This is a genomic window from Streptomyces luteireticuli, assembly GCF_041519305.1.
Classification (GTDB): Bacteria; Actinomycetota; Actinomycetes; order Streptomycetales; family Streptomycetaceae; genus Streptomyces; species Streptomyces luteireticuli.
Genome location: NZ_CP167927.1, coordinates 5,980,027 through 6,002,539, shown reverse-complemented (window position 1 = coordinate 6,002,539; position 22,513 = coordinate 5,980,027). Strand labels below are relative to the sequence as shown.

General features: G+C 71.9%; 19 protein-coding genes, 1 pseudogene and 1 riboswitch. Of the genes and pseudogenes, 8 read left to right on the top strand and 12 right to left on the bottom strand.

The window, feature by feature from the left end:
- Positions 1-675 carry a glycerophosphodiester phosphodiesterase gene (locus AB8735_RS27115; RefSeq protein ID WP_372409960.1) on the top strand — a complete coding sequence of 225 codons (675 nt, stop codon included), beginning with the start codon at positions 1-3 and terminating at the stop codon, positions 673-675.
- A gap of 477 nt (positions 676-1,152) precedes the next feature.
- Here AB8735_RS27115 and AB8735_RS27110 read toward each other — a convergent pair whose 3' ends face one another.
- The 3 genes from AB8735_RS27110 to AB8735_RS27100 all read right to left on the bottom strand — a co-directional run bounded on the left by AB8735_RS27110 (position 1,153) and on the right by AB8735_RS27100 (position 4,545).
- Positions 1,153-2,316 carry a spermidine/putrescine ABC transporter substrate-binding protein gene (locus tag AB8735_RS27110; RefSeq protein ID WP_344030843.1) on the bottom strand — a complete coding sequence of 388 codons (1,164 nt, stop codon included), beginning with the start codon at positions 2,314-2,316 and terminating at the stop codon, positions 1,153-1,155.
- Positions 2,317-2,393: 77 nt separating this feature from the next.
- Positions 2,394-2,987, bottom strand: coding sequence for a Uma2 family endonuclease (locus AB8735_RS27105; protein ID WP_372409959.1), 594 nt, complete (start codon positions 2,985-2,987; stop codon positions 2,394-2,396).
- A 106-nt stretch (positions 2,988-3,093) separates the two neighbouring features.
- A complete protein-coding gene (locus AB8735_RS27100) occupies positions 3,094-4,545 on the bottom strand; it encodes a gamma-aminobutyraldehyde dehydrogenase (RefSeq protein ID WP_344030699.1) in 1,452 nt (483 codons plus the stop codon).
- Between the two features lie 181 nt (positions 4,546-4,726).
- Here AB8735_RS27100 and AB8735_RS27095 point away from each other — a divergent pair, with 181 nt between their 5' ends.
- The 6 genes from AB8735_RS27095 to AB8735_RS27070 all read left to right on the top strand — a co-directional run bounded on the left by AB8735_RS27095 (position 4,727) and on the right by AB8735_RS27070 (position 11,759).
- Positions 4,727-5,215: an Lrp/AsnC family transcriptional regulator gene (locus tag AB8735_RS27095; RefSeq protein ID WP_372409957.1), complete on the top strand. Its 489-nt coding sequence runs from the start codon at positions 4,727-4,729 to the stop codon at positions 5,213-5,215.
- Positions 5,200-6,588 carry an aspartate aminotransferase family protein gene (locus tag AB8735_RS27090; RefSeq protein ID WP_344030706.1) on the top strand — a complete coding sequence of 463 codons (1,389 nt, stop codon included), beginning with the start codon at positions 5,200-5,202 and terminating at the stop codon, positions 6,586-6,588. Before AB8735_RS27095 ends, AB8735_RS27090 begins: the two co-directional genes overlap by 16 nt.
- A 345-nt stretch (positions 6,589-6,933) precedes the next feature.
- Positions 6,934-8,553, top strand: coding sequence for a thiamine pyrophosphate-binding protein (locus AB8735_RS27085; protein WP_372409955.1), 1,620 nt, complete (start codon positions 6,934-6,936; stop codon positions 8,551-8,553).
- Positions 8,554-8,740: 187 nt separating this feature from the next.
- Positions 8,741-9,478 (top strand): ABC transporter ATP-binding protein, encoded by a 738-nt coding sequence (locus AB8735_RS27080; RefSeq protein ID WP_372409953.1) that lies wholly within the window; start codon positions 8,741-8,743, stop codon positions 9,476-9,478.
- Positions 9,460-10,671 (top strand): hypothetical protein, encoded by a 1,212-nt coding sequence (locus tag AB8735_RS27075; protein ID WP_372409952.1) that lies wholly within the window; start codon positions 9,460-9,462, stop codon positions 10,669-10,671. The genes AB8735_RS27080 and AB8735_RS27075 overlap by 19 nt, the downstream gene beginning before the upstream one ends.
- Before the next feature lie 158 nt (positions 10,672-10,829).
- The gene (locus tag AB8735_RS27070; protein WP_372409950.1) at positions 10,830-11,759 is read left to right on the top strand and encodes a hypothetical protein; all 930 of its coding nucleotides are present in this window, start codon (positions 10,830-10,832) and stop codon (positions 11,757-11,759) included.
- Positions 11,760-11,902: 143 nt separating this feature from the next.
- On the opposite strand, the gene AB8735_RS27065 is transcribed toward AB8735_RS27070, so the two are convergent.
- From AB8735_RS27065 to rpsB, 9 genes are all read right to left on the bottom strand, one after another.
- Entirely contained in the window at positions 11,903-12,922 is a 1,020-nt protein-coding gene (locus AB8735_RS27065; RefSeq protein WP_372411921.1) for an ABC transporter ATP-binding protein, read from the bottom strand.
- Positions 12,919-14,532 carry an ABC transporter permease gene (locus tag AB8735_RS27060; protein WP_372409949.1) on the bottom strand — a complete coding sequence of 538 codons (1,614 nt, stop codon included), beginning with the start codon at positions 14,530-14,532 and terminating at the stop codon, positions 12,919-12,921. The genes AB8735_RS27065 and AB8735_RS27060 overlap by 4 nt, the downstream gene beginning before the upstream one ends.
- A gap of 50 nt (positions 14,533-14,582) precedes the next feature.
- Complete coding sequence (locus AB8735_RS27055; RefSeq protein ID WP_372409947.1) at positions 14,583-15,671, bottom strand: thiamine ABC transporter substrate binding subunit; 1,089 nt, start codon at positions 15,669-15,671, stop codon at positions 14,583-14,585.
- Positions 15,667-15,771, bottom strand: a riboswitch (TPP riboswitch). (Overlaps the previous gene by 5 nt.)
- A 35-nt stretch (positions 15,772-15,806) precedes the next feature.
- Positions 15,807-16,913 carry a 23S rRNA (adenine(2503)-C(2))-methyltransferase RlmN gene (gene rlmN, locus AB8735_RS27050; RefSeq protein WP_372409945.1) on the bottom strand — a complete coding sequence of 369 codons (1,107 nt, stop codon included), beginning with the start codon at positions 16,911-16,913 and terminating at the stop codon, positions 15,807-15,809.
- Positions 16,914-16,992: 79 nt separating this feature from the next.
- Positions 16,993-18,087, bottom strand: coding sequence for a phosphatidate cytidylyltransferase (locus AB8735_RS27045; protein WP_372409944.1), 1,095 nt, complete (start codon positions 18,085-18,087; stop codon positions 16,993-16,995).
- Positions 18,087-18,644, bottom strand: coding sequence for a ribosome recycling factor (frr, locus tag AB8735_RS27040; protein ID WP_344030733.1), 558 nt, complete (start codon positions 18,642-18,644; stop codon positions 18,087-18,089). Before frr ends, AB8735_RS27045 begins: the two co-directional genes overlap by 1 nt.
- A gap of 170 nt (positions 18,645-18,814) precedes the next feature.
- A complete protein-coding gene (gene pyrH / locus AB8735_RS27035; RefSeq protein WP_344030736.1) occupies positions 18,815-19,594 on the bottom strand; it encodes a UMP kinase in 780 nt (259 codons plus the stop codon).
- A 163-nt stretch (positions 19,595-19,757) separates the two neighbouring features.
- Positions 19,758-20,594, bottom strand: a complete 837-nt coding sequence (tsf, locus tag AB8735_RS27030) for a translation elongation factor Ts (RefSeq protein ID WP_344030738.1) — start codon at positions 20,592-20,594, stop codon at positions 19,758-19,760.
- A gap of 170 nt (positions 20,595-20,764) precedes the next feature.
- Positions 20,765-21,622, bottom strand: coding sequence for a 30S ribosomal protein S2 (gene rpsB, locus AB8735_RS27025; protein ID WP_344030740.1), 858 nt, complete (start codon positions 21,620-21,622; stop codon positions 20,765-20,767).
- Between the two features lie 316 nt (positions 21,623-21,938).
- Between rpsB and AB8735_RS27020 the strand changes: the two are divergent.
- Positions 21,939-22,385 (top strand): annotated as a pseudogene (locus tag AB8735_RS27020) (peptidoglycan DD-metalloendopeptidase family protein); the annotation flags it as partial.
- Between the last annotated feature and the right edge of the window lie 128 nt (positions 22,386-22,513).

Genomic DNA, 22,513 nt, shown 5'->3' with positions numbered 1-22,513 from the left:
ATGGCGATCCGCGCCGTCGCCCACCGCGGCGACCCGTACGTCCACCGTGAGAACACCCTGCCCTCGATCCGCTCCGCATGGCGGGCCGGGGCGCCGACGGTGGAGATCGACGTCCGGCTCACCCGCGACGGGGTGCCGGTGCTGCTGCACGACGCGACGCTGGAACGGCTGTGGGGCCACCGCCGGATGCTCTCCTCCGTCACGGCCGAGGAGCTGCGCTCCCTGACCGGCGGCGGGGTACCGACCCTGGCCGAGGCCCTCGCCCTGGCGGACGGTTCCGGCGAGCTGTTCCTCGACCTCCCCGACCCCGCGGCGGCCGGCGCCGCCGTCGCGGCGGTGCACGCCGCGGGGGCCGGCGGACGGGTCTCCTGGTGCGGTGCGACCCCTTCCCTGTGGGAGGTCCGGCGCGCGGACCCCGAGGCGGAGATCGCCCTGACGTGGACGACGCTCACCCCGCCGCGCCCCGCCCTCCTCGCGGCGGTGACGCCGCGATGGCTCAACTACCGCTTCGGCCTGGTGACTCCGGAACTGGTCGCGCGCAACCACGCGGACGGATACCTCGTGTCCGCGTGGACGGCGGACACGACGTGGACGATGCGGCGGCTGGCGCGGGCGGGGGTGGACTCGATCACGACGAATCGGGTGCGGGTGCTGCGGGGGCTGGTGGGGGTGTAAGTGCCCCTGCCCCGCCCTTTCACCGTTTCCCGCAGGGGCTGCGCCCCTGCGCCACCCCGCTGGCGCGCTGCCGCGCGCGGGTGGGCGGGGCTTCGCCCCTGCGCCCCACCGGGGGCTCCGCCCCCTGGCCCCCGCTCGGGCTGCGCCTGCCGGGCCTTGACCGGGGCTGCGCCCCTGGCCCCCCGAAGCGCCCTCCGGGCTCCCCCAGAGGGGGCACCCCCAGTCCTCAAGCGCCGGACGGGCTGGTTTATGCGCCCGGGCCGGATTTCCCGCGTGAGGATTTCAGGCGTGCGGATTTCAGGCGCGGGCGCGCACTCCAGCCCGTCCGGCGCTTGAGGACGAGCGGCGAAGCCGCGACAAACGGGGGCCAGGGGCAGAGCCCCGGAAGCAGGGGTGCAGGGGGCGCAGCCCCCGCCGGGGCGCAGGGGCGCAGCCCCGGAAGAAACGGTGAAAGGGCGGGCCAGGGGCAAACCCCCCTCACAGCCCCACGATCTCGTTCCACTCCTTCAAGAACCCCGGCCGCTCCTTGGCCGTCATGTCCCGCGCCGTCGCCAGCCGCTCCCGCATCCCCTCCGTCGGGAAGATCAGCGGATTCTCCGCCAGCTCCGCGGTCTCCTTGTCCTTGGAGGACGCGAGGACCTCGCGCGCCGCCGGCACGGGGCACACATAGTTGACCGCAGCGGCCAGCTTCGCCGCCACCTCGGGCCGGTAGTAGAAGTCGATCAGCCGCTCCGCGTTCGCCTTGTGCCGGGCCAGGTCCGGGATCATCAGGCTCTCCGCCCAGAGCTCCGCCCCCTCCTCCGGCACCACGAACTCGATGTCGGGGTTGTCGGCCTGGAGCTGGATGATGTCCCCGGAGTACGCCTGGCAGGCGAGCACGTCCCCGGACGACAGCTCCTTGATGTAGTCGTTGCCGGTGAACCGGCGGATGTGCCGCCGACCCACGAGCCGGCGCAATTGGTCGGTCATCCGGTGGAAGTCGTCCGCGGTCCAGCGCGTGACGTCCGCCCCGTTCCCCTGCATGAGCAGCGAGAACGCCTCGTCCATCCCGGCCAGCAGCGTGACCCGCCCGCGCAGGTCGTCCTTCCACAGGTCCGCCGTGCGCCGGATCTCGCGGCCGAGCTTCTTGCGGTGGTAGGCGATGCCGGTGATGCCGGACTGCCAGGGGACGGAGTGCCGCCGCCCGGGGTCGAACGAGGGCTTGCGCAGCAGCGGGTCGAGGTTCCGGGCGACGTTCGGCTGGGCGGCCCGGTCCATCTCCTGGACCCAGCCCAGGCGGACGTAGCGCGCACACATCCAGTCGCTGACCACGATCAGATCGCGCCCGGTGTCCTGATGGTTCATCAGGGCGGGACCGATCTTCCCGAAGAACTCGTCGTTGTCGTTGATCTCCTCGGTGTACTTCACCGAGACGCCGCTGCGCCGCTCGAACTCGTCCAGCGTGGGACGGCGCCCGGGGTGCTCCTCGTCGGTGTCGATGTAGAGCGGCCAGTTGGCGAAGACGAGCCGCCGGTCACCGGCGGAACGATCCTGCGCGGCGCGGTCCCCTGGCGCGATATACGCGGCGGGCACCCCGCATCCGGCGAGCGCAGCGGCCCCCGCACCCGCGCCCAGCGCGCGCAGCAGAGAGCGGCGGGACAGGGATCTCAAGGGCTTCTCGCAATCGGCGGCAGCGGGGGCGTACGGGTCGGGAGCGGCCGCCGATGATACCGGCGAGGTCAGTCGCGGGGGAACTTGTCGGTGGAGATCGTCAGCCCGAGCGACGTGCAGGTGAGGTCGAGAGGCTCCCCGAAGTCAACGGTGAGCGCACTGTGATAGTCGTCGTTCTTCGGAGACATGAAGGCGTGGCAACGCGCCGTGTACGGATCCACGATCACGTAGACGGGCACACCTGCCTCGGCGTACGTCTGCTTCTTGTCCCCGTAGTCGTTCGCCGCGGTCGCCCTGGAGATGACCTCCACGATGAGTTCGACATCACTCGGCGGGAACCTGTCCTTATGATCGGCCACAGCGCCATCGGCGATCTTGGCGAGGTCAGGACAGAATCCGTTCATGTATCCCGGGAAATCGATACGCACATCGGAGTTGATCTCGGCGTCCCGACCGAACCGGTCCTCAAGCTGATGCATGACACTGCGGATGATCTTCCAGTGCGTACGGCGCTGCGGCGACATATAGACAGCCCCCCTGACAATCTCGACCTTGTAGCCCTCGGGGACTGGCATGCGCTCCAGCAGGTCGAACATGTCATCGAGGCTGAGGTCATCACCGCTGTCGGCCACGTCGATCCTGTCCGTCAGTTCGACTGTCATCGTGCCGCTCCTCCCCACCACACGCACACACGCGCGCAGCCGCACGGTCAAACGATAAACGCGGACCCCGGGACACGGCATGCCCCGGAGCCCGCGCCGACGCCGCTCAGCCCAGCGACGTCATCACATGCTTGATCCGCGTGTAGTCCTCGAACCCGTACGCCGACAGGTCCTTCCCGTAGCCGGACTTCTTGAAGCCGCCGTGCGGCATCTCCGCGACCAGCGGGATGTGGGTGTTGATCCACACACAGCCGAAGTCGAGCCGCTTCGACATCCGCATGGCCCGTGCGTGGTCCTTGGTCCACACCGAGGACGCCAGCGCGTACTCGACGCCGTTGGCGAGCGCGACGGCCTCGTCCTCGTCCGTGAAGGACTGGACGGTGATCACCGGGCCGAAGATCTCCTTCTGGATCGCCTCGTCGTCCTGCCGGAGCCCGGAGACGACGGTGGGGGCGAAGAAGTAGCCCTTCTCGCCGACCTGGTGACCGCCGGTCTCGACCTTCGCGTGCGCGGGCAACCGCTCGACGAAGCCCTTGACCTGGGCGAGCTGGTGGGCGTTGTTGAGCGGCCCGTAGAGCACGTCCTCGTCGTCCGGCAGGCCGGTCTTCGTGTCGGCCGCGGCCTTGGCGAGCGCGGTGACGAACTCGTCGTGGACGGAGGAGTGGACGAGCACGCGCGTCGCGGCCGTACAGTCCTGGCCGGCGTTGAAGTAGCCCGCGACCGCGATGTCCTCGACGGCCTTGGCGAGATCGGCGTCCTCGAAGACGACGACCGGCGCCTTGCCGCCGAGTTCGAGGTGCACCCGCTTGAGGTCGCGCGAGGCGGACTCGGCGACCTGCATCCCGGCGCGCACGGAGCCGGTGATGGAGGCCATGGCGGGCACCGGGTGCTCGACCATCAGCCGGCCGGTGTCGCGGTCGCCGCAGACGACGTTGAACACGCCCTTGGAGTGGCCGAGTTCCTCCAGCACCCCGCCGATGATCTCGGCGAGCAGGACCGTGGAGGCCGGCGTGGTGTCGGAGGGCTTGAGGACGACGGTGTTGCCCGCGGCCAACGCCGGGGCGAACTTCCACACTGCCATCATCATCGGGTAGTTCCACGGCGCGACCTGCGCGCAGACGCCCACCGGCTCGCGCCGGATGATGGACGTCATCCCCTCCATGTACTCGCCGGCCGCACGGCCCTCCAGCAGCCGGGCGGCGCCCGCGAAGAAGCGGATCTGGTCCACCATCGGCGGCACCTCCTCGCTGCGGGTGAGCGCGAGCGGCTTGCCGGTGTTCTCCGACTCGGTGGCGATGAGCTCCTCGGCCCGCGCCTCGATCGCGTCGGCGATCTTCAGCAGGACCTTCTGGCGCTCGGCCGGCACCAGGTCCCGCCAGGCGGGGAAGGCGGCCTCGGCGGCGGCCATGGCGGCGTCCACGTCCGCGGCGGCGGACAGCGGGGCGGTGGCGTACACCTCTCCCGTGGCCGGGTTGACCACGTCGGTCGTCCTCCCGTCCGCGGCGTCCCGGAACTCCCCGTTGATGTAGTTGCGCAGACGGCGCGGCTCGGTGGTCACGGTGTGCACCTCTCCTGTGAGATGTCCGACGGGTGAGACGCCCAGCCTAGCCAGGAATGCCACGCTTTCGATATACCCAACCGGCCGGGACGACGGAATCAGTTCTCGAACGACCGTCCAACAACGAATTTCATGGGTCAAGGGCTTGCTTCACGGCGGACTCCTCATGCATGGTGGGGCCGTGGCCACTCGTAGCGCAGAACCCAAGGGCGCCCACGGCGCGCCGCCCCTCGACGCCGTCTCCCTGGCGATCATCGAGCAGCTCCAGGAGGACGGCCGCCGCCCCTACGCGGCGATCGGCAAGGCCGTGGGCCTCTCCGAGGCGGCCGTCCGGCAGCGCGTGCAGAAGCTGCTCGACCAGGGAGTGATGCAGATCGTCGCCGTCACCGACCCGCTCACCGTGGGTTTCCGGCGCCAGGCGATGGTCGGCATCAACGTCGACGGGGACCTCGATCCGGTCGCCGACGCCCTGACCGCGATGGACGAGGTGGAGTACGTGGTGGTGACCGCCGGCTCGTTCGATCTCCTCATCGAGATCGTCTGCGAGGACGACGAACACCTGCTGGACGTGATCAACAAGCGCATCCGCACGCTCCCGGGCGTGCGCTCCACCGAGAGCTTCGTCTACCTCAAGCTCCGCAAACAGACCTATACATGGGGAACCCGATAGCCGTGAGCCAGGACCAGACCCAGCATTCCCGGACCGCGTACGACCACCTGTGGATGCACTTCACCCGCATGTCCTCGTACGAGAACGCCCCCGTGCCGACCATCGTGCGCGGCGAGGGCACCTACATCTACGACGACAAGGGCAGGCGCTATCTCGACGGCCTCGCCGGGCTGTTCGTGGTCCAGGCCGGCCACGGCCGCGCCGAACTGGCCGAGGCCGCCCACAAGCAGGCGCAGGAGCTGGCCTTCTTCCCGGTGTGGAGCTACGCCCACCCCAAGGCGATCGAACTGGCCGAGCGGCTGGCCCACTACGCGCCCGGCGACCTCAACAAGGTCTTCTTCACCACGGGCGGCGGCGAGGCCGTCGAGACGGCCTGGAAGCTGGCCAAGCAGTACCACAAGCTCACCGGCAACCACACCAAGTACAAGGTGATATCCCGGGCCGTCGCCTACCACGGCACCCCGCAGGGCGCCCTGTCCATCACCGGACTCCCCGCGCTCAAGGCCCCGTTCGAGCCCCTGGTCCCCGGCGCGCACAAGGTGCCCAACACCAACTTCTACCGCGCGCCGATCCACGGGGACGACCCGGAGGCGTTCGGCCGCTGGGCCGCCGACCAGATCGAGCAGCAGATCCTCTTCGAGGGCCCGGACACGGTCGCCGCCGTCTTCCTGGAGCCCGTGCAGAACGCGGGCGGCTGCTTCCCGCCGCCGCCCGGCTACTTCCGGCGGGTGCGCGAGATCTGCGACCAGTACGACGTGCTGCTGGTCTCGGACGAGGTCATCTGCGCCTTCGGCCGGCTCGGGACGATGTTCGGCTGCGACAAGTTCGGCTACGTCCCGGACATCATCACCTGCGCCAAGGGCATGACCTCGGGCTACTCCCCGATCGGCGCCGCGATCGTCTCCGACCGGATCGCCGAGCCGTTCTTCAAGGGCACCAACACCTTCCTGCACGGCTACACCTTCGGCGGCCACCCGGTCTCGGCCGCGGTCGCGCTCGCCAACCTCGACCTCTTCGAGCGCGAGGGCCTCAACCGGCACGTGCTCGACAACGAGGCGGCGTTCCTGGCCACCCTGCGGAAGCTGAACGACCTGCCCATCGTCGGCGACGTCCGCGGCAACGGCTTCTTCTACGGCGTGGAGCTGGTCAAGGACAAGGCCACCAAGGAGTCGTTCACCCCGGAGGAGTGCGAGCGGCTGCTCTACGGCTTCGTGTCCAAGAAGCTCTTCGAGAACGGGCTGTACTGCCGGGCCGACGACCGCGGCGACCCGGTCATCCAGCTCTCCCCGCCGCTGACCGCCGGCCAGGACACCTTCGACGAGATCGAGCAGATCGTCCGCGGCGTCCTCACGGAGGCGTGGACGAAGATCTGACGCCTCCCCCGGGGACGGGACCCCGCGCGCTTCGTCGGCGGTGCGCGGGGTCCTGCCGTACGCCGGCACGTCCTGCGCAACGGAGATGCGAGGCAGGCCAGTTCGCCCGCCCCACCGGGCCGGGAGCGCTGGCCGCCGTCGCGGCGGGCGGGGTGACGGTCGTGGCGCTGATGGCCGCGTACGGCGTCCTGGCCAACGAACCGATCCTGTACGGAGTTTCGGCGTCGCTCGCCGCTTGTCACGGTCAGCGCGCCGACCCGGCCGACGGACGCCGCGGTTCTGGCCGCCTGGCGGCGGCGCCTGGCCGGCGGACCGCCCCCGCCCCGACGAAAGGCACGCACCCCCATGAGCACCCCGCCCCGCACCGGCGGCGATCTCGTCGTCGAATCCCTCGCCGCCCTCGGCGCGGGCACCGTCTTCGGCCTGCCGGGCCAGCACGCCCTGGCCCTCTTCGACGCCCTGCGGCGCTCGGACCTGGACTACGTCGGCCTGCGCATGGAGAACAATGCCGGCTTCGCCGCCGACGCCCACGCCCGCGTCACCGGCTGCGTCACCCCCCTGCTGGTGTCGACCGGGCCGGGCGCGCTGATGACGCTGGCCGCGCTCCAGGAGGCCGCCGCCGCGTCCGCCCCCGTGCTGGGCGTCTCCAGCCAGGTGCCGACGGCCGGCCCCGGCGGCACCCGCCGGGGCCATCTGCACGAACTCCGCGACCAGCAGGCCTCGTTCCGCGATGTCGTCAAGAGCGTCCACCTCGTCCGCTCCGCCGCGCAGATCCCCTCCGCACTCGCCGCCGCCTGGCGCTCCGCGCTGGAGGCGCCCGCGGGCCCGGTGTGGGTGGAGATCCCCCAGGACGTCCTGCTCTCCCCGGCCCCCGTGCCGCCGGTGCGCGCCCTGGACGGCGTCCCCCGGCCGCTGCCGCCCCGGCCGGAGCTGACCGAGGAGGCCGCGGCGCTGCTGGACGCGGCCCGGCGGCCGGCGGTCCTGGCCGGCGGCGGCGTCGTGCGCAGCGGCGCCCAGGGCGCGCTCCGGGCGCTCGCCGAGAAGCTGGACGCCCCGGTGGCCACCACTTTCGGCGGCAAGGGCGCCTTCCCCGGGGACCACCCGCTGTCCCTGGGGTCGTGGCTGGAGGACCGGCACACCACGGCGTTCCTGGAGGACGCCGACGTGCTGCTGGTCGCCGGCTCGGGGCTCGGCGAACTCTCCTCCAACTACCACACGTTCGCCCCGCGCGGCCGGCTCGTCCAGATCGAGGCGGACCTCGGCAAGCTGGAGGCCAACCACCCCGCCCTCGCCCTCCACGCCGACGCGCGCCCCGCGCTGGAGGCGCTGGCGGCGGCCGTCACGGCGCGCGCCCCGGGCGACGGCGCGGACCGCGCCCGCGCGCTGCTGGAACGCGTCGGTGCCCGCATCGCGGCGCAGGACCTGGGCCTCGAACAGGAGGTGCTGGCCGCCGTCCGGTCCGCCCTCCCCGACGACGCCCCGAGCTTCTGGGACATGACGATCCTCGGCTACTGGGCCTGGTCCGCCTTCGACCCGCGCTCCGGCCCCTTCCACTCCGCCCAGGGCGCCGGCGGCCTCGGCTATGCCTTCCCGGCCGCCCTCGGCGCCGCCGCGGCCGACCGGACCCGTCCGGTGCTGGCGGTCTCCGGCGACGGCGGGGCGATGTACTCGATCGCCGAACTGGCCACCGCCCGGCAGTACGGCCTGCCGGTCACCTGGCTGATCGTCGACGACGGCGGCTACGGCATCCTGCGGGAGTACATGACCGACGCCTTCGGCGCGGCGTCCGGCACCGAGCTGGCCCGCCCGGACTTCGTCGCCCTCGCCGAGTCGTTCGGCGTCCCGGCCGTGCGCAGCGCGCCGGAGCGGCTGGGCGCGGACCTGGCGGCGGCGCTGGGCGCGCGGGGCCCGTCCGTGGTGGTGCTCCCGGCCGTGCTCCGGATGTTCGCGCCCACCCATCGGTAGCCCCGCCGCTCCACCCCCTTCGCACCCTCGCGCGATGAGCCCGATGGGAGGAAAGTGGGGCACTTGCGCGCCGAGCCTGGGGCGGGGCCATGATCCCCGTTCCGTACGGTGCCAGTGACCCAACGGCCCCCGGTTCGTTCACCCGGACAGGGGAACGGACCCTCCAGCGACCAGAGGTGTGCTCGAAATGGTGGCCCCGCCGGACAACGACGTGCTCTGGGCACGCGGCCTGCACTACTCCTACAACGGTTCCCCCGCCCTCGCAGGCGTCTCCATCGGCGTCCCCGAAGGCGAGGTCCTCGCGGTCACCGGACCACGCGGGTCGGGGAAGACCACGCTCCTGAAATGCCTCTCCGGCCAGCTCGTGCCGGAGGCGGGCGAGGTGTGGTTCAACAGCGCGCCCGTGCACACCCTTTCCCGCCCCGCCCGCGAACGGCTGCGCCGGGAGCGGTTCGGCTGGATCGACAGCGCGCCGCACCTCGTCCCGGAGCTGACCGGCTGGGAGAACGCGGCCCTGCCGCTGCTGGTCCGCGGCAGCGGCCACCGCGCGGCCAAGCAGGCGGCGGCGGAGTGGCTGGAGCGCCTGGACGTCGGGGACTGCGCCCGCAAACGGCCGGGCACGCTCTCCCGCGCGCAGTGCCAGCGCATCGCCATCGCCCGCGCCCTGGCCTGCGAGCCCACCGTCGTCTTCGCGGACGATCCGGCCGCGCCGCTGCACAGCGCCGACCGGGCCCAGGTCCTGCGGACCCTCACGACGGCGGCGCGGTCGCACCGGATCACCGTCGTCATGGCGACGCTGGACGACGAGAGCGCCGCTCTCGCCGACCGCGCGGTCGGCCTCGCCGACGGCCGCCGGGGCGGCGCCATCCCCGCACCGGACGCGCCCGACGGGGAGGGCAGGGCCGCGTGCTCAGTCTCCGCCTAGCCCGCGGCGCGCACCCGCTCGTCCTGCTGCGGCGCGTGCTGGTCACGGTCGCCGCGGCGGGGGTCGGCTTCCTGCTGCTGTGCTCGCTCGGGTATGCGGTGGCGCACCCGGAACAGCCGGAGGAGTCGGTCGTCCGGCTGCTGTGGTGCGCGGTGCCGTTCGCGGCGACCGTGCAGTTCGCCCTGGCCGTGGCCCGTACCGACCCGGCCACCCGGCCCCGCGACGGGCTGGACGCGCTCGGGCTGGGGCCGGTGCGGCTCTCGCTGCTCGCGGCCGGCTCGACGGCCCTGTCCTGCGCCGTGGGCAGCGGCGCCGCGCTCCTCGTCTATCTGGAGCTGCGCGGAGACCTCGGCGGGACGCCGCTGAGCGGCACCGCGAAGAGGCTGCTGGACGGCGGGCACGCGCTGCCGTGGGCCGGGACGCTGACCCTCCTCGGGCTGCTGCCCGTCGTGGGCGCCGGCACCTGCGCGCTCGCGCTGCGTCCGCGCGAGCCGCGCCGGCGCGGGGCGCACTCCGGGGGCGGGGAGGCCGGTCCCGCGCCGGCCCCGCCGGCCCCCGACCGGCCGTCGTACGCCGGTCTGCCCTGGGGCACGGCCGTCATCGCGATGGGCCTGGCGCTGGAGGCGTACGTCGGGCACGCGCCGGCCCCCGAGCCGGGCAGGCTGCTCGCGCTGCCCGGCCGGGACGGCGCCGCCTCCCCCGGGCTGCTGGGCGGCTGGCTGCTGGCCTCGCTGGGCCTGGTGCTGGCCGGTCCGGGGCTGACGCACTGGTGCGGGGTGGCCGTGGCGGCCGGGCGGCCGGGGCCGGTGCGGCTGCTGGCCGGGCGGATGCTCCAGGACACCGCGACGCGCATCGGACGCCCGCTGGGCGTCCTGTGCGCGGTCGCCTCGGGCGCGCTCGCCGCCGCCGAGCTGTACGGCGCCGCCTGGGAGCCCTCCGGACCGCGGCCGTTCGGCCCGCTCACCGGGCTGGGGGCGGCCGTGGTCATGGCCTGTGTGACGGCCACCGCGATCACCGCCGCGCTGGACGCCCGGCAGATCCGGTCCGAGACCACGACGGCGCTGCTGCGGCTGGGGATCCCCGCCTCGCTGCTGCGCGGGGCGGCGGCCGTGCGGACGACCGTGCTGGTCGCCGTGCTGGCGCCGCTGACCTGGGTGATCGCCGAGCTGACGGCGCTGCCGCTGCTGAGGTGAACCGGACGGGCGGCTGAGGGGGCGTCAGGGCGCGCGGCATGGTCCGCGCGCCCTTTCCGCACTGTTTTCTTGACCACTTCTTGACCCGAAGCAACTTCGGGGCCGTTTTGTTCGTCTGCATCAGGAGCAGGCGCTCATTCAGGCGAACGGAGCTATTGGTGATCATCGGCCTTGTCACGGCTGTCGCGGCCTCGGCGTGCTACGGCACGGGATCCGTCCTACAGGCCGTGGGGTCCCGCAAATCGGCGCTCCGGGAGGCCGCGAAGGCCAGCACGACCGGGGTGACCCAGCACGGCGGACCGAGCCTGTCCTCCACCGCGAAGGCGGCCGTCACCTGGGAGTTCATGGTCGGTACGGTGCTGGACTTCCTGGGCTTCGGCCTCGGTGCGCTCGCCGCGCGCATGCTGCCGCTCTTCCTCTCCCAGACGGTCATCAGCGCCAACCTCATCGTCACGGCGCTGCTCAGCGTCAAGATGCTGGGCATCCGGCTCAAGCGGCCCGAGTGGGCCTCGATAGCCGTCGTCTGCACCGCGCTCGTCCTGCTGGCCACGGCCGCCGGCCACGAGGGCAGCGGCGAGACGTCGCGCTCCACGCACTGGTGGCTGCTGGTCATCTCCGTCGTACTGATGGGCGGCGGCACCCTCGCCGTCCGTGTGATGGGCTCCAAGGCGGCCATCCTGGCCGGTCTGCTCTCCGGCCTCGGCTTCGGCGCCATCGGCGTCGGCGTCCGCATCCTCGACGGCATCGACCCCTTCGACATCCCGTCCCTGCTCGCCGACCCGGCGCTGTACGCGATCCTCATCTCCGGCATCGTCGGCATGTACCTGCACACGGTCGCCCTGCAGATCGGCTCGGTCAACGGCGCGACGGCGGCGCTCGTCGTCGGCGAGACGATCCTGCCCGGCATCATCGGCGTGCTGCTGCTCGGCGACGCGTCGCGGCACGGGTACGCGTGGATGGCCGTGCTGGGCTTCATCCTCGCGGTGGCGGGAGCGGTCGCGGTGGCGTGGTACGGCGAGCCGGACAGCCATGGGGTGACGCCCGCGGCGGCCGAAGCGGGCAAACCGGAGCCTGCGCCGACGCGTTGATCTCAAACGCCGGACGGGCTGGGTTCGCGCCGGGCGCGAAATCCAGCCCGTCCGGCGTTTGAGGACGAACGCGGCGCAGCCGCGTTGCACCCGCGCGGAGCGCGAAGAAACGGTGAAATGGGGGTGCCCCCTCTGGGGGAGGGCTAGGGGAGAACCACCACGTCCTCAGCGGCGAAAGCGACCCGCACCCGCACACCCGCCTCCGGCGCGTCGCCCAAAGCGCACGACGCCTCCAACTCGGGCCCCCCGCCCACCGGAAGCAGTCGCACCGCGACATGGTCCCCCCGGAACGTCCGGGACACGACCTCGCACGCCAACGCGCCGTCCGGCGCGAACCGCACACCCCCCGGCCGCACCAGCACCCCGCACGCCCCCTCCGCCGTCCCCTCCGGCACCGGCACCTTCCCCCACACCGTGTCGGCGACGCCGCCGCCCACCGTCCCCCGGACCACGTTCTCGAACCCGAGGAACCGGGCCACGAATTCCGAGGCCGGCCGCCGCCAGACCTCCAGCGGCGTCCCGGTCTGCGCTATCCGCCCGTCCCGCATGATCACCACACGGTCGGCGAGGGCGAACGCCTCTCCCTGGTCATGCGTCACGGCCAGCACCGTCGTACCCAACCGGCCGAACAGCGAACGCAGTTCGACGACGAGCCGCTCGCGCAGGCTCCGGTCGAGCTGCCCCAGCGGCTCGTCGAGCATCAGCAGCCGCGGGCTGGGGGCCAGCGCCCGCGCCAGCGCCACGCGCTGCTGTTCGCCGCCGGACAGGGCCGCTACGGCCCGCCGTCCGGCCCCGGGCAGGCCGACGAGGTCGAGCAGTTCGTCGACCGTACGGGCGGCCGACGCCCGTCCGACGCCCCGGGCGCGCAGCCCGAAGGCGACGTTCCCGGCCACGTCCCGCTGCGGGAAGAGCTGGTGGTCCTGGAACATCAGCCCCACCCCGCGCCGGTGCACCGGCACCCCGCGCTGGTCCTCGCCCTCCAGCAACACCTGCCCGGCGTCCGCCGGTTGGAGCCCGGCGACGACCCGCAGCAGCGTGGACTTGCCGCTGCCGCTCGGGCCGAGCACGCAGACGGTCTCGTGCCCGGCGACGTCGAGGTCCACCGCGTCCAGCACCGTCCGGTCGCCGAAGCGGACGGTGACGCCCCGCAGGCGCAACATCAGAACTCTCCCGTACGGTCGGTGCGTACACGCTCCAGCACCAGCAGCGCCACCGCGCACACCAGCATCAGAACGGTGCTGAGGGCCATCGCCTGCCCGTAGTTGAGCTCCCCGGGCCGGCCCAGCAGCCGGGCCACGGCGACGGGCAGCGTGGGGCTGTCGGGACGGGCGATGAAGACGGTCGCCCCGAACTCGCCCAGCGAGACCGCGAAGGCGAACCCCGCGGAGACGGCCAGCGCCCGGCCGACCATCGGCAGGTCCACCTCCCGCCAGGCCCGCAGCGGGGACGCGCCCAGCACCGCCGCGGCCTCCCGCAGCCGCGGATCGACCGCGCGCAGCACGGGCAGCATGGTGCGGACCACGAACGGCACGCCCACCAGCGCCTGGGCGAGCGGCACGAGGATCCAGGACGTCCGCAGGTCCAGCGGCGGCTCGTCCAGGGCGATGAGGAAGCCGAAACCCACCGTGACCGCCGAGGTGCCCAGCGGCAGCATCAGCAGCGCGTCGAAGCCGCGGACCAGGAAGCCCTCACGCCGGGTGAGGGCGGCCGCGGCGAGTCCCCCGACGACGACGGCGATCGCCGTGGCGGCCAGGCCGTAGGAGACCGAGTTGCCGATGGCCTCCAGCGGGGCGACGACGAACGTGCCGCCGTTGTCCCCGGCGGAGGCGAGGGCGCGGTAGAAGACCGTGCCATAGCCGTCCGGCCCGTCGAAGGAACGCAGCACCAGCACCACGAGCGGCAGCAGGACCAGCAGCACCACGCTCGTCAGGACGGCGGCCAGCAGCGCCCATTGGGCCGCCCCGCGCGGCCGGCGCGCGGTACGGCGCGCGTCCACCAGCCGCAGAGTGGCTTCGCGCCGGCGCACGGTCCGGGCGTGCACCAGCAGCAGCACGGCGACGGCGACGAACTGCACCAGGGTGAGCACCGCGGCCGTCGGCAGGTCGAGCAGCTCGGCCGTCTGCTGGTAGATCTCCACCTCCAGCGTGGCGTAGCGCGGTCCGCCGAGGATCTGCACGGTGCCGAAGGAGGTGAAGGTGAAGAGGAAGACCATGAGCGCCGCGGCGGCCACGGCCGGGGCCAGCGCGGGCAGTGTCACGCGGCGCCAGGCGGCGAACCGCCCGGCGCCCAGCACCCGCGCGGCCTCCTCCTGCCGGGGGTCGAGCTGCGCCCAGAGACCGCCCACGGTCCGTACGACAACGGCGTAGTTGAAGAAGGCGTGGGCGATCAGGATCGCCCAGACCGTGGTGTCCAGGCGGACGCCCCACAGCTCGTCGAGCAGCCCGCCGCGGCCGAGCAGGGCCAGGAACGCGGAGCCGGTCACGACGGTCGGCAGCACGAACGGGACGGTGACCACCGCCCGCAGCAGCGCCTTGCCGGGGAAGTCGAAGCGCGCGAAGACATATGCGCCGGGGAGCGCGAGCGCCAGCGTGAGCGCCGTGGAGGCGGCCGCCTGCCAGGTGGTGAACCACAGGACATGGGCGGTCGCCGGGTCGGTGACCACCTCGCCGATCCGGCCGAACTGCCAACGGCCGTCGGCTTTCAGGCCCCGCGAGACGATCGCGGCGACCGGGTAGGCGAAGAAGACCCCGAAGAAGGCAAGCGGCAGGGCCATCAGCCCGAGCCGGACCGCCGTCCTCCGGGTCCCCCGGGCCTTCGGTGCGGCTACTTCAGGACGAGCGAGGACCATGCCTTGACCCACTGGTCGCGGTTCTTCGCGATCTTCTCGGGGGCGAGCGTCCAGGGCGAGTCGACCTTCGCGCCGTACGCGGTGAACACCTCGGGCAGTTTGGCGTCCGGGTTCACCGGCTTGACGAACATGCTGAGCGGCATGTCCTCCTGGAACTTCCGGCTCAGCAGGAAGTCGAGCAGCGCCTTGCCGCCCTCGGCGTTCTTCGCGCCCTTGAGCAGCCCGGCGAACTCGGTCTGCCGGAAGCACGTCCCGGTCGCGACGCCGGTCGGGCCCTCCTTGGGCTTGTCCTTCATGTCCAGCACCTCGGCGGGCGGGCTGGAGGCGTACGAGACGACGAGCGGCCGGTCACCCTTGGCCTTCCGGCCGGCGGCGGAGCCGGAGAAGCGGTTGTTGTAGGCCTGCTCCCAGCCGTCGACGACCTCGACGCCGTTCTCCTTGAGCTTCTTCCAGTAGTCCTGCCAGCCCTCGTCGCCGTACTTGGCGACGGTGGCCAGCTGGAAGGCGAGCCCCGGCGAGGAGGTCGCGGAGTTCTCGGTGACAAACAGGCCCTTGTACTCCGGCTTCACCAGGTCGTCGAGGGTCTTCGGCGGGTCCAGCTTGTGGTCCGCGAAGTAGGCGCGGTCGTAGTTGACGCAGATGTCACCGGTGTCGACCGGCGTCACCCGGTGCTCGCCTGCGTCGAGTTGGAGGTCCTTGGGGACCCGGTCCAGGCCCTTGGCCTCGTACGAGGCGAAGATCCCGTTGTCGAGCGCGCGGGAGAGCAGCGTGTTGTCCACGCCGAAGAACACGTCGCCCTGGGGGTGGCTCTTGGAGAGGATCGCCTGGTTGACCGCCCGCCCGGCGTCCCCGCTCTTGAGCACGGAGACCTTGTAGCCGGTCTCCTTGGTGAACTCGTCGAGCACCTGCTTGGAGGCGACGAACGAGTCGTGCGAGACCAGGGTGACCGTCTTGCCGCCGTCGGACTCCTTCGAGCCGCCGGAGCTCCCGCAGGCGGCGAGCGCCGGGAGGGCGAGCGCGGCGACGGCGGCCGCGCCCAGGGCACGCCGGAGGGTGGTGTTCATGGTGGTGCTGACTCCCTACGCCGGTACTAACCGGATCAGGTCCGAGGGTCTGCGGGCCGTGCCGCACTCTCAGCGCCGAGGCGCTCCCCTGTCGGAATGTTCATTTGTGCGAATGCACCGTACCAGTGCGGGGGCTCAGCGCTCCGTGGCGGCCAGCTGGCCGCACGCGCCGTCGATCTCCTGGCCGCGCGTGTCCCGGACGGTCACCGGCACGCCGTGGGCCGCGATCGCCTCGACGAACGCCCGCTCGTCCTCCGGCCGCGAGGCCGTCCACTTCGAACCCGGCGTGGGGTTGAGCGGGATGAGGTTGACGTGCACCCGGCGGCCCTTGAGGAGCCGGCCGAGGAGGTCGCCGCGCCACGCCTGGTCGTTGATGTCGCGGATGAGCGCGTACTCGATGGAGATCCGGCGGCCGGACTTCTCCGCGTACTCCCAGGCCGCGTCCAGGACCTCGCGGACCTTCCAGCGGGTGTTGACCGGGACGAGGGTGTCGCGCAGCTCGTCGTCCGGGGCGTGCAGCGAGACGGCGAGGCGGCACTTGAACCCCTCGTCGGCGAAGCGGTGCATCGCCGGGACGAGGCCGACGGTGGAGACGGTGATGCCGCGCTGCGACAGGCCCAGGCCGTCCGGCTCGGGGTCGGTCAGCCGGCGGATGGCGCCGACGACGCGCTTGTAGTTGGCCAGCGGCTCGCCCATGCCCATGAAGACGATGTTGGACAGCCGCGCCGGGCCGCCGGGCACCTCGCCGTCGCGCAGGGCGCGCATGCCGTCCACGATCTGGTGGACGATCTCGGCGGTGGACAGGTTGCGGTCCAGCCCGGCCTGGCCGGTGGCGCAGAACGGACAGTTCATGCCGCAGCCGGCCTGGGAGCTGATGCACATGGTGACCCGGTCCGGGTAGCGCATCAGGACGGACTCCACGAGCTTGCCGTCGTGCAGACGCCACAGGGTCTTGCGGGTGGTGTCGTCGTCGCACGAGATGGTGCGCAGCTCGGTCATCAGCTCCGGCAGCAGCTCGCCGGCGAGCTTCTCGCGCGCGGCGGCCGGGATGTCGGTCCACTGGGCCGGGTCGTGGGCGTACCGCGCGAAGTAGTGCTGGGACAGCTGCTTCGCCCGGAAGGGCTTCTCGCCGATGGCGGCGACGGCCTCCTTGCGCTCGGCGGGCGAGAGGTCGGCGAGGTGCCGCGGGGGCTTCTTGGCTCCGCGGGGGGCGACGAAAGTCAGTTCTCCGGGCTTAGGCATGATGCATCCAGTGTCGCAGATGCGCGGACGGGGCCCGCCGTCCTGTGGACGACGGACCCCGTCGAGGAAAAACCGCAGCTCAGGCGCCTACGAACACCACCAGCAACAGCCACACGACCGGTGCCGTCGGCAGCAGCGAATCCAGACGGTCCATGATCCCGCCATGGCCCGGCAGCAGCCGGCCCATGTCCTTGATGCCCAGGTCACGCTTGATCATCGACTCGCCGAGATCGCCCAGCGTGGCGCTGACCGCGACCGCGAGGCCCAGCAGCAGACCATGCCACCACTGCCCGCCGTCGATCAGGTACTGCAGGCACAGCGCGCCCGCCGCCATGGCGAACAGCACCGCGCCGACCAGGCCCTCGCGGGTCTTGCCCGGGCTGATGCGCGGCGCGAGCTTGCGCTTGCCGAAGCGCCAGCCCACCGCGTAGGCACCGGTGTCGCTGACCACCGTGAGGATCAGGAAGGTCAGCACCCGCCAGGCACCGTCGTCCGCGGCCAGCATCAGGGCCACGAAGGTGGCCAGGAACGGCACGTAGAACGCGGCGAAGATGCCCGCCGTGACGTCCTTGAGGTAGTCGTCCGGCGGCTCGGTCATCCGCCACACCAGCACGGCCAGCGCCGTGAAGGCCATGGCGACCCATGCGCCCTCGGAGCCGTTGACGTACCCCGCGACGGTCATCGCCGCACCGCCGATGGCGAGCGGCACCAAGGGCGCCTTGATCCCCTTGCGCTCGGCGAGCCGCGAGGTCAGCTCCCACAGCCCGACGACCACGGCGATCACGATCACACCGAGGAAGACGGGCTTGTAGATGAACAGCGAGGCGACGATGACCGCGCCGAGGCCCAGTCCCACCCCTATCGCGGCACGCAGGTCACGTCCCGCGCTCTTCTTGCCCGCCTTGGGCGCCTGGGGGGCGGGGGCGGCGGGTTCCTGCGGCCGGATGTCGGGCTCCCCTCGGTCGCGTTCGTCGCGGAACAGGGGGCCACCGAGGTGCGCGGCCCCCTGATCACGGTCGTCCTGGTCTCCGCCTGCGTCGGGCACGATCGGCATGGGGCGAGTCTGCGCCGCCACGGCCGCTTCGCCCACGGGACCCGCCGGGAACGGGGGGACCCGGTCGGCGGCCCCCCACTGCCCGGCGCGCGACGGGGTTCCCCAGGATGCGTCGTTCATCAGACCTCGAGCAGCTCGGCTTCCTTGTGCTTGAGCAGCTCGTCCACCTGCGCCACGTACTTCGCGGTGGTGTCGTCGAGCTCCTTCTCCGCGCGGCGCACCTCGTCCTCGCCGGACTCCTTGTCCTTGACGAGCTTGTCCAGGGCGTCCTTGGCCTTGCGGCGAATGGAGCGGATCGAGACCTTCGCGTCCTCGCCCTTGCCCTTGGCGACCTTGATGTAGTCCCGGCGGCGCTCCTCGGTGAGCTCGGGGAAGTTCACCCGGATGATATTGCCGTCGTTGCTGGGGTTGACGCCCAGGTCAGAGTCGCGGATGGCCTGCTCGATGTTGCGCAGCGCGGTCTTGTCGAACGGGGTCACCACGGCCATACGCGGCTCGGGCACCGAGAACGACGCCAGCTGATTGATCGGCGTCAGCGCACCGTAGTAGTCCGCCACGATCTTGTTGAACATCGCCGGGTGCGCACGCCCGGTGCGGATCGCCGCGAAGTCCTCCTTGGCGACCACAACGGCCTTCTCCATCTTCTCCTCGGCTTCGAGGAGGATCTCTTCGATCACCACGTGCTCCTGGTGTTATCAGTAAGCAGAGCCTCGCCCCTGCGCGCGTCTTCTCCTGCACGGTGTCCGACCGGCAGGCGGTTGTCCATCCCCGTGCCGAGGTCTTCCCACGGCCCGGAGTTGCCGTCCGCCGGCGACCGATGGGGCGCGGCGGACGGCTGCGGGGCGTGTCAGTCCCGCGTGCCCTGGTCGCTCACGAGCGTGCCGATCTTCTCACCCTTGACGGCGCGGGCGATGTTGCCCTCTGCGAGCAGCTCGAACACCAGGATCGGCAGCTTGTTGTCCATGCACAGGCTGATGGCGGTGGCGTCGGCGACCTTGAGGCCGCGGGAGAGCACCTCGCCGTACTCGAGCGCGTCGAACTTGACCGCGTTCGGGTTCTTCTTGGGGTCCGAGTCGTAGATCCCGTCGACGCCGTTCTTGCCCATGAGGATCGCCTCGGCGTGAATCTCCAGGGCCCGCTGGGCGGCGGTGGTGTCGGTGGAGAAGTAGGGCATGCCCATGCCCGCGCCGAAGATCACGACGCGGCCCTTCTCCAGGTGGCGCACGGCGCGCAGCGGGATGAAGGGCTCGGCGACCTGGCCCATGGTGATGCCGGTCTGGACCCGGGTCTCCACGCCTTCCTTGGACAGGAAGTCCTGGAGGGCGAGGCTGTTCATCACGGTGCCGAGCATGCCCATGTAGTCCGAGCGGGCCCGGTCCATGCCGCGCTGCTGGAGCTCGGCGCCGCGGAAGAAGTTGCCCCCGCCGATGACCACGGCGATCTCGTAGCCCTCGCGGACCACGGCGGCGATCTCCCGGGCGATGGCGTGCACGACATCGGGGTCGACACCGAGTCCTCCGCCACCGGCGAAGGCCTCACCTGACAGTTTCAGCAGGAACCGGCGGGGCTTCCCGTGGTCGGCGTTCATGTCGTCGGCGGCCTCGCGCGCGTCCGCACCCTGATTCATTGGAGTTCTCCTCGTGCACATACGAAGAAGGCCATTGCCGGTTGGGTCCTTTCGGTTCCCTCTGCGGCAATGGCCTCCTCGTCACATCAGCGGCCGGCCGGTGGACGGTCGGCTGCGTACGACCCTAGCGGGTCGCAGGTCGTTCGCTGCCCTGCCGGGCGGCTCAGGCGCCGACGCGGATGCGCGAGAAGCGCTTCAGCGTGACACCGGCCTCGTCCAGGATCTTCTGGACGGTCTTCTTGTTGTCCTTCGCGAAGGCCTGGTCCAGCAGGACCGACTCCTTGAAGAAGCCGGTGACGCGGCCCTCGACGATCTTCGGCAGCGCGGCCTCGGGCTTGCCCTCGGCGCGGGCGGTCTCCTCGGCGATGCGACGCTCGTTCTCGACGACGTCGGCCGGGATCTCGTCGCGGGAGAGGAACTTCGGGGCGAACGCGGCGATGTGCTGCGCGACGTCCTTGGCGACCTCGGCGTTCTCCTTGTCCAGCTCGACCAGGACGCCGACCTGCGGGGGCAGGTCCGCGGCGGTGCGGTGCATGTACGCGGAGACGAAGCCGCCGGCGAAGTACGCGAAGCGGTCGACGACGATCTTCTCGCCCAGGGTGGCGTTGGCCTCGTCGATGAACGCCTGGACGGTCTTGCCGGCCTCGATCTCGGAGGCGAGCAGGGCCTCCAGGTCCGCCGGGGCGGACGCGGCGATGTGGGCGGCCAGGGCGTCGGCGACGGCCACGAACTTCTCGCCCTTGGCGACGAAGTCGGTCTCGCACTTCAGCTCGACGATGACACCGGAGGTGTTGTCGCCGGCGATGACGGAGGCGACGGCACCGTTCTCGGTGGTGCGGCTCTCGCGCTTGGCGACGCCCTTGAGGCCCTTGACGCGGACGATCTCGATGGCCTTCTCGAGGTCACCATTGGCCTCGTCGAGCGCCTTCTTGCAGTCCATCATGCCGGCGCCGGTCTTCTCACGGAGAGCCTTGACGTCAGCGGCGGTGAAGTTCGCCATCGTTGAAATCCTTCTTGTGCACTACGCCCCGCCGCGCCGCTCGGCATCCGGCAGGGCTGGTCCGTCTTGAGGTCACCACGACGGCCGGCTCCCGTCCAGCGGACGGGACCCGGCCGTGGATCCACCGGGACGGCGGGGCCTCACGGGGCCCCGCCGTCATCACGGCCGGGTCAGGCCTGCTCGGCGTCCGCGGCCGGCTTCTCGGCCTCGGCAGCGGCCGGAGCCTCAGCGGCGGCCGGAGCCTCGTCCGCCTTCTTCTCGCCCTCGAGGAGGTCGCGCTCCCACTCGGCCAGCGGCTCGCCCGCGGCCTTGTCGCCCTTGCCGGCCTCGGCCACGCCGGAGCGGGCCATCAGGCCCTCGGCGACGGCGTCGGCGATGACGCGGGTGAGCAGGGTGACGGAGCGGATCGCGTCGTCGTTGCCCGGGATCTTGTAGTCGACCTCGTCCGGGTCGCAGTTGGTGTCGAGGATCGCGACGACCGGGATGCGGAGCTTGCGCGCCTCACCGACGGCGATGTGCTCCTTCTTGGTGTCGACGATCCAGACGGCGCTGGGGACCTTCTGCATCTCGCGGATGCCGCCGAGGGTCTTCTCCAGCTTGGCCTTCTCGCGGGAGAGGACCAGGAGCTCCTTCTTGGTGAGGCCGGAGGCGGCCACATCCTCGAAGTCGATGAGCTCGAGCTCCTTCAGGCGCTGCAGGCGCTTGTAGACGGTCGAGAAGTTGGTGAGCATGCCGCCCAGCCAGCGCTGGTTGACGTAGGGCATGCCGACGCGCGTCGCCTGCTCGGCGATGGCCTCCTGGGCCTGCTTCTTCGTACCGACGAACATGATGGAGCCGCCGTGCGCGACGGTCTCCTTGACGAACTCGTAGGCGCGGTCGATGTACGACAGCGACTGGAGCAGGTCGATGATGTAGATGCCGTTGCGCTCCGTGAAGATGAAACGCTTCATCTTCGGGTTCCAACGACGGGTCTGGTGACCGAAGTGGACGCCGCTCTCCAGCAGCTCCCGCATCGTGACGACGGCCATGGCCGCGCTCCTCGTGATACTCGGTTTCCACGGCGGCCGGGCGGCCGCCGCTCCTGACGCCCCGGCGCGTCCGCCGCGGACCGCTCCGGTGAAGGAGCCGCTCACGGACCGAGGGACACGGCCACCGCGCTGCCCGGGAAGGGTCTGACGCGCCGATGGCGGGGCGTGCGAAGTCGACCCGGTCACCCGGGTCGCCAAGAGAAGTGTACGGGACCGGGGAAGGACCGGGTGACGGCCTTGTCCACAACCGGCGGGTAATCCACAGATCAGGGCCAAGATCCGCGCGGGAGGCGGGAGTCGGTCCACGGTGGTCGTCATGCGACGACGGGTACGGATCGTGGGATGGGCGCTGGCTGCTCTGCTGGGCGGGTGGCTGGTGAGCGGTACGGCGGCGGGGGCGGGGACGGCTCCCGGGCCTGGCCCCGGAGCCGTGCCCGCCGCCTCCCGGGCCTGGCCGGTCACCGGGGCCGGGGGCGGCCCGCCGCAGGTGGTGCGGGGCTGGGAGCCACCACCGGTGCGGTGGGCCCGCGGGCATCGCGGCGTCGATCTCGCCGCGGAGGCGGGATCACCGGTCCGGGCGGCCGCACCCGGCACCGTCTCCTTCGTGGGGACGATCGCGGGGCGCGGGGTGGTGGCCGTCGAGCTCACGGGGACGGGCGATCCGCCCCTGCGCACGACCTACGAGCCGGTACGGGCCGGCGTGCGCCGGGGCGACGCGGTGGCGGCGGGCACGGTGCTGGGGGAGCTGGAGGCGGGACCCTGGCACTGCACGGAGGGGTGCCTCCACTGGGGGCTGCTGCGGGGGCGGGAGTATCTGGACCCGCTGCACCTGCTCCGGCACCGGCCGTCCCGGCTGCTGCCGCTGGATTCGCCCCTGGCCCACACCCAGCC

Bases quoted from the DNA above. Each gene is read 5' to 3' on its own strand.
- AB8735_RS27115 (WP_372409960.1), top strand. From the start codon at position 1: ATGGCGATCCGCGCCGTCGCCCACCGCGGCGACCCGTACGTCCACCGT.
- AB8735_RS27105 (WP_372409959.1), bottom strand. From the start codon at position 2,987: ATGACAGTCGAACTGACGGACAGGATCGACGTGGCCGACAGCGGTGAT.
- AB8735_RS27090 (WP_344030706.1), top strand. From the start codon at position 5,200: ATGGGGAACCCGATAGCCGTGAGCCAGGACCAGACCCAGCATTCCCGG.
- AB8735_RS27085 (WP_372409955.1), top strand. From the start codon at position 6,934: ATGAGCACCCCGCCCCGCACCGGCGGCGATCTCGTCGTCGAATCCCTC.
- AB8735_RS27080 (WP_372409953.1), top strand. From the start codon at position 8,741: ATGGTGGCCCCGCCGGACAACGACGTGCTCTGGGCACGCGGCCTGCAC.
- AB8735_RS27060 (WP_372409949.1), bottom strand. From the start codon at position 14,532: ATGGCCCTGCCGCTTGCCTTCTTCGGGGTCTTCTTCGCCTACCCGGTC.
- AB8735_RS27055 (WP_372409947.1), bottom strand. From the start codon at position 15,671: ATGAACACCACCCTCCGGCGTGCCCTGGGCGCGGCCGCCGTCGCCGCG.
- rlmN (WP_372409945.1), bottom strand. From the start codon at position 16,913: ATGCCTAAGCCCGGAGAACTGACTTTCGTCGCCCCCCGCGGAGCCAAG.
- AB8735_RS27045 (WP_372409944.1), bottom strand. From the start codon at position 18,087: ATGAACGACGCATCCTGGGGAACCCCGTCGCGCGCCGGGCAGTGGGGG.
- pyrH (WP_344030736.1), bottom strand. From the start codon at position 19,594: ATGAATCAGGGTGCGGACGCGCGCGAGGCCGCCGACGACATGAACGCC.
- tsf (WP_344030738.1), bottom strand. From the start codon at position 20,594: ATGGCGAACTTCACCGCCGCTGACGTCAAGGCTCTCCGTGAGAAGACC.
- rpsB (WP_344030740.1), bottom strand. From the start codon at position 21,622: ATGGCCGTCGTCACGATGCGGGAGCTGCTGGAGAGCGGCGTCCACTTC.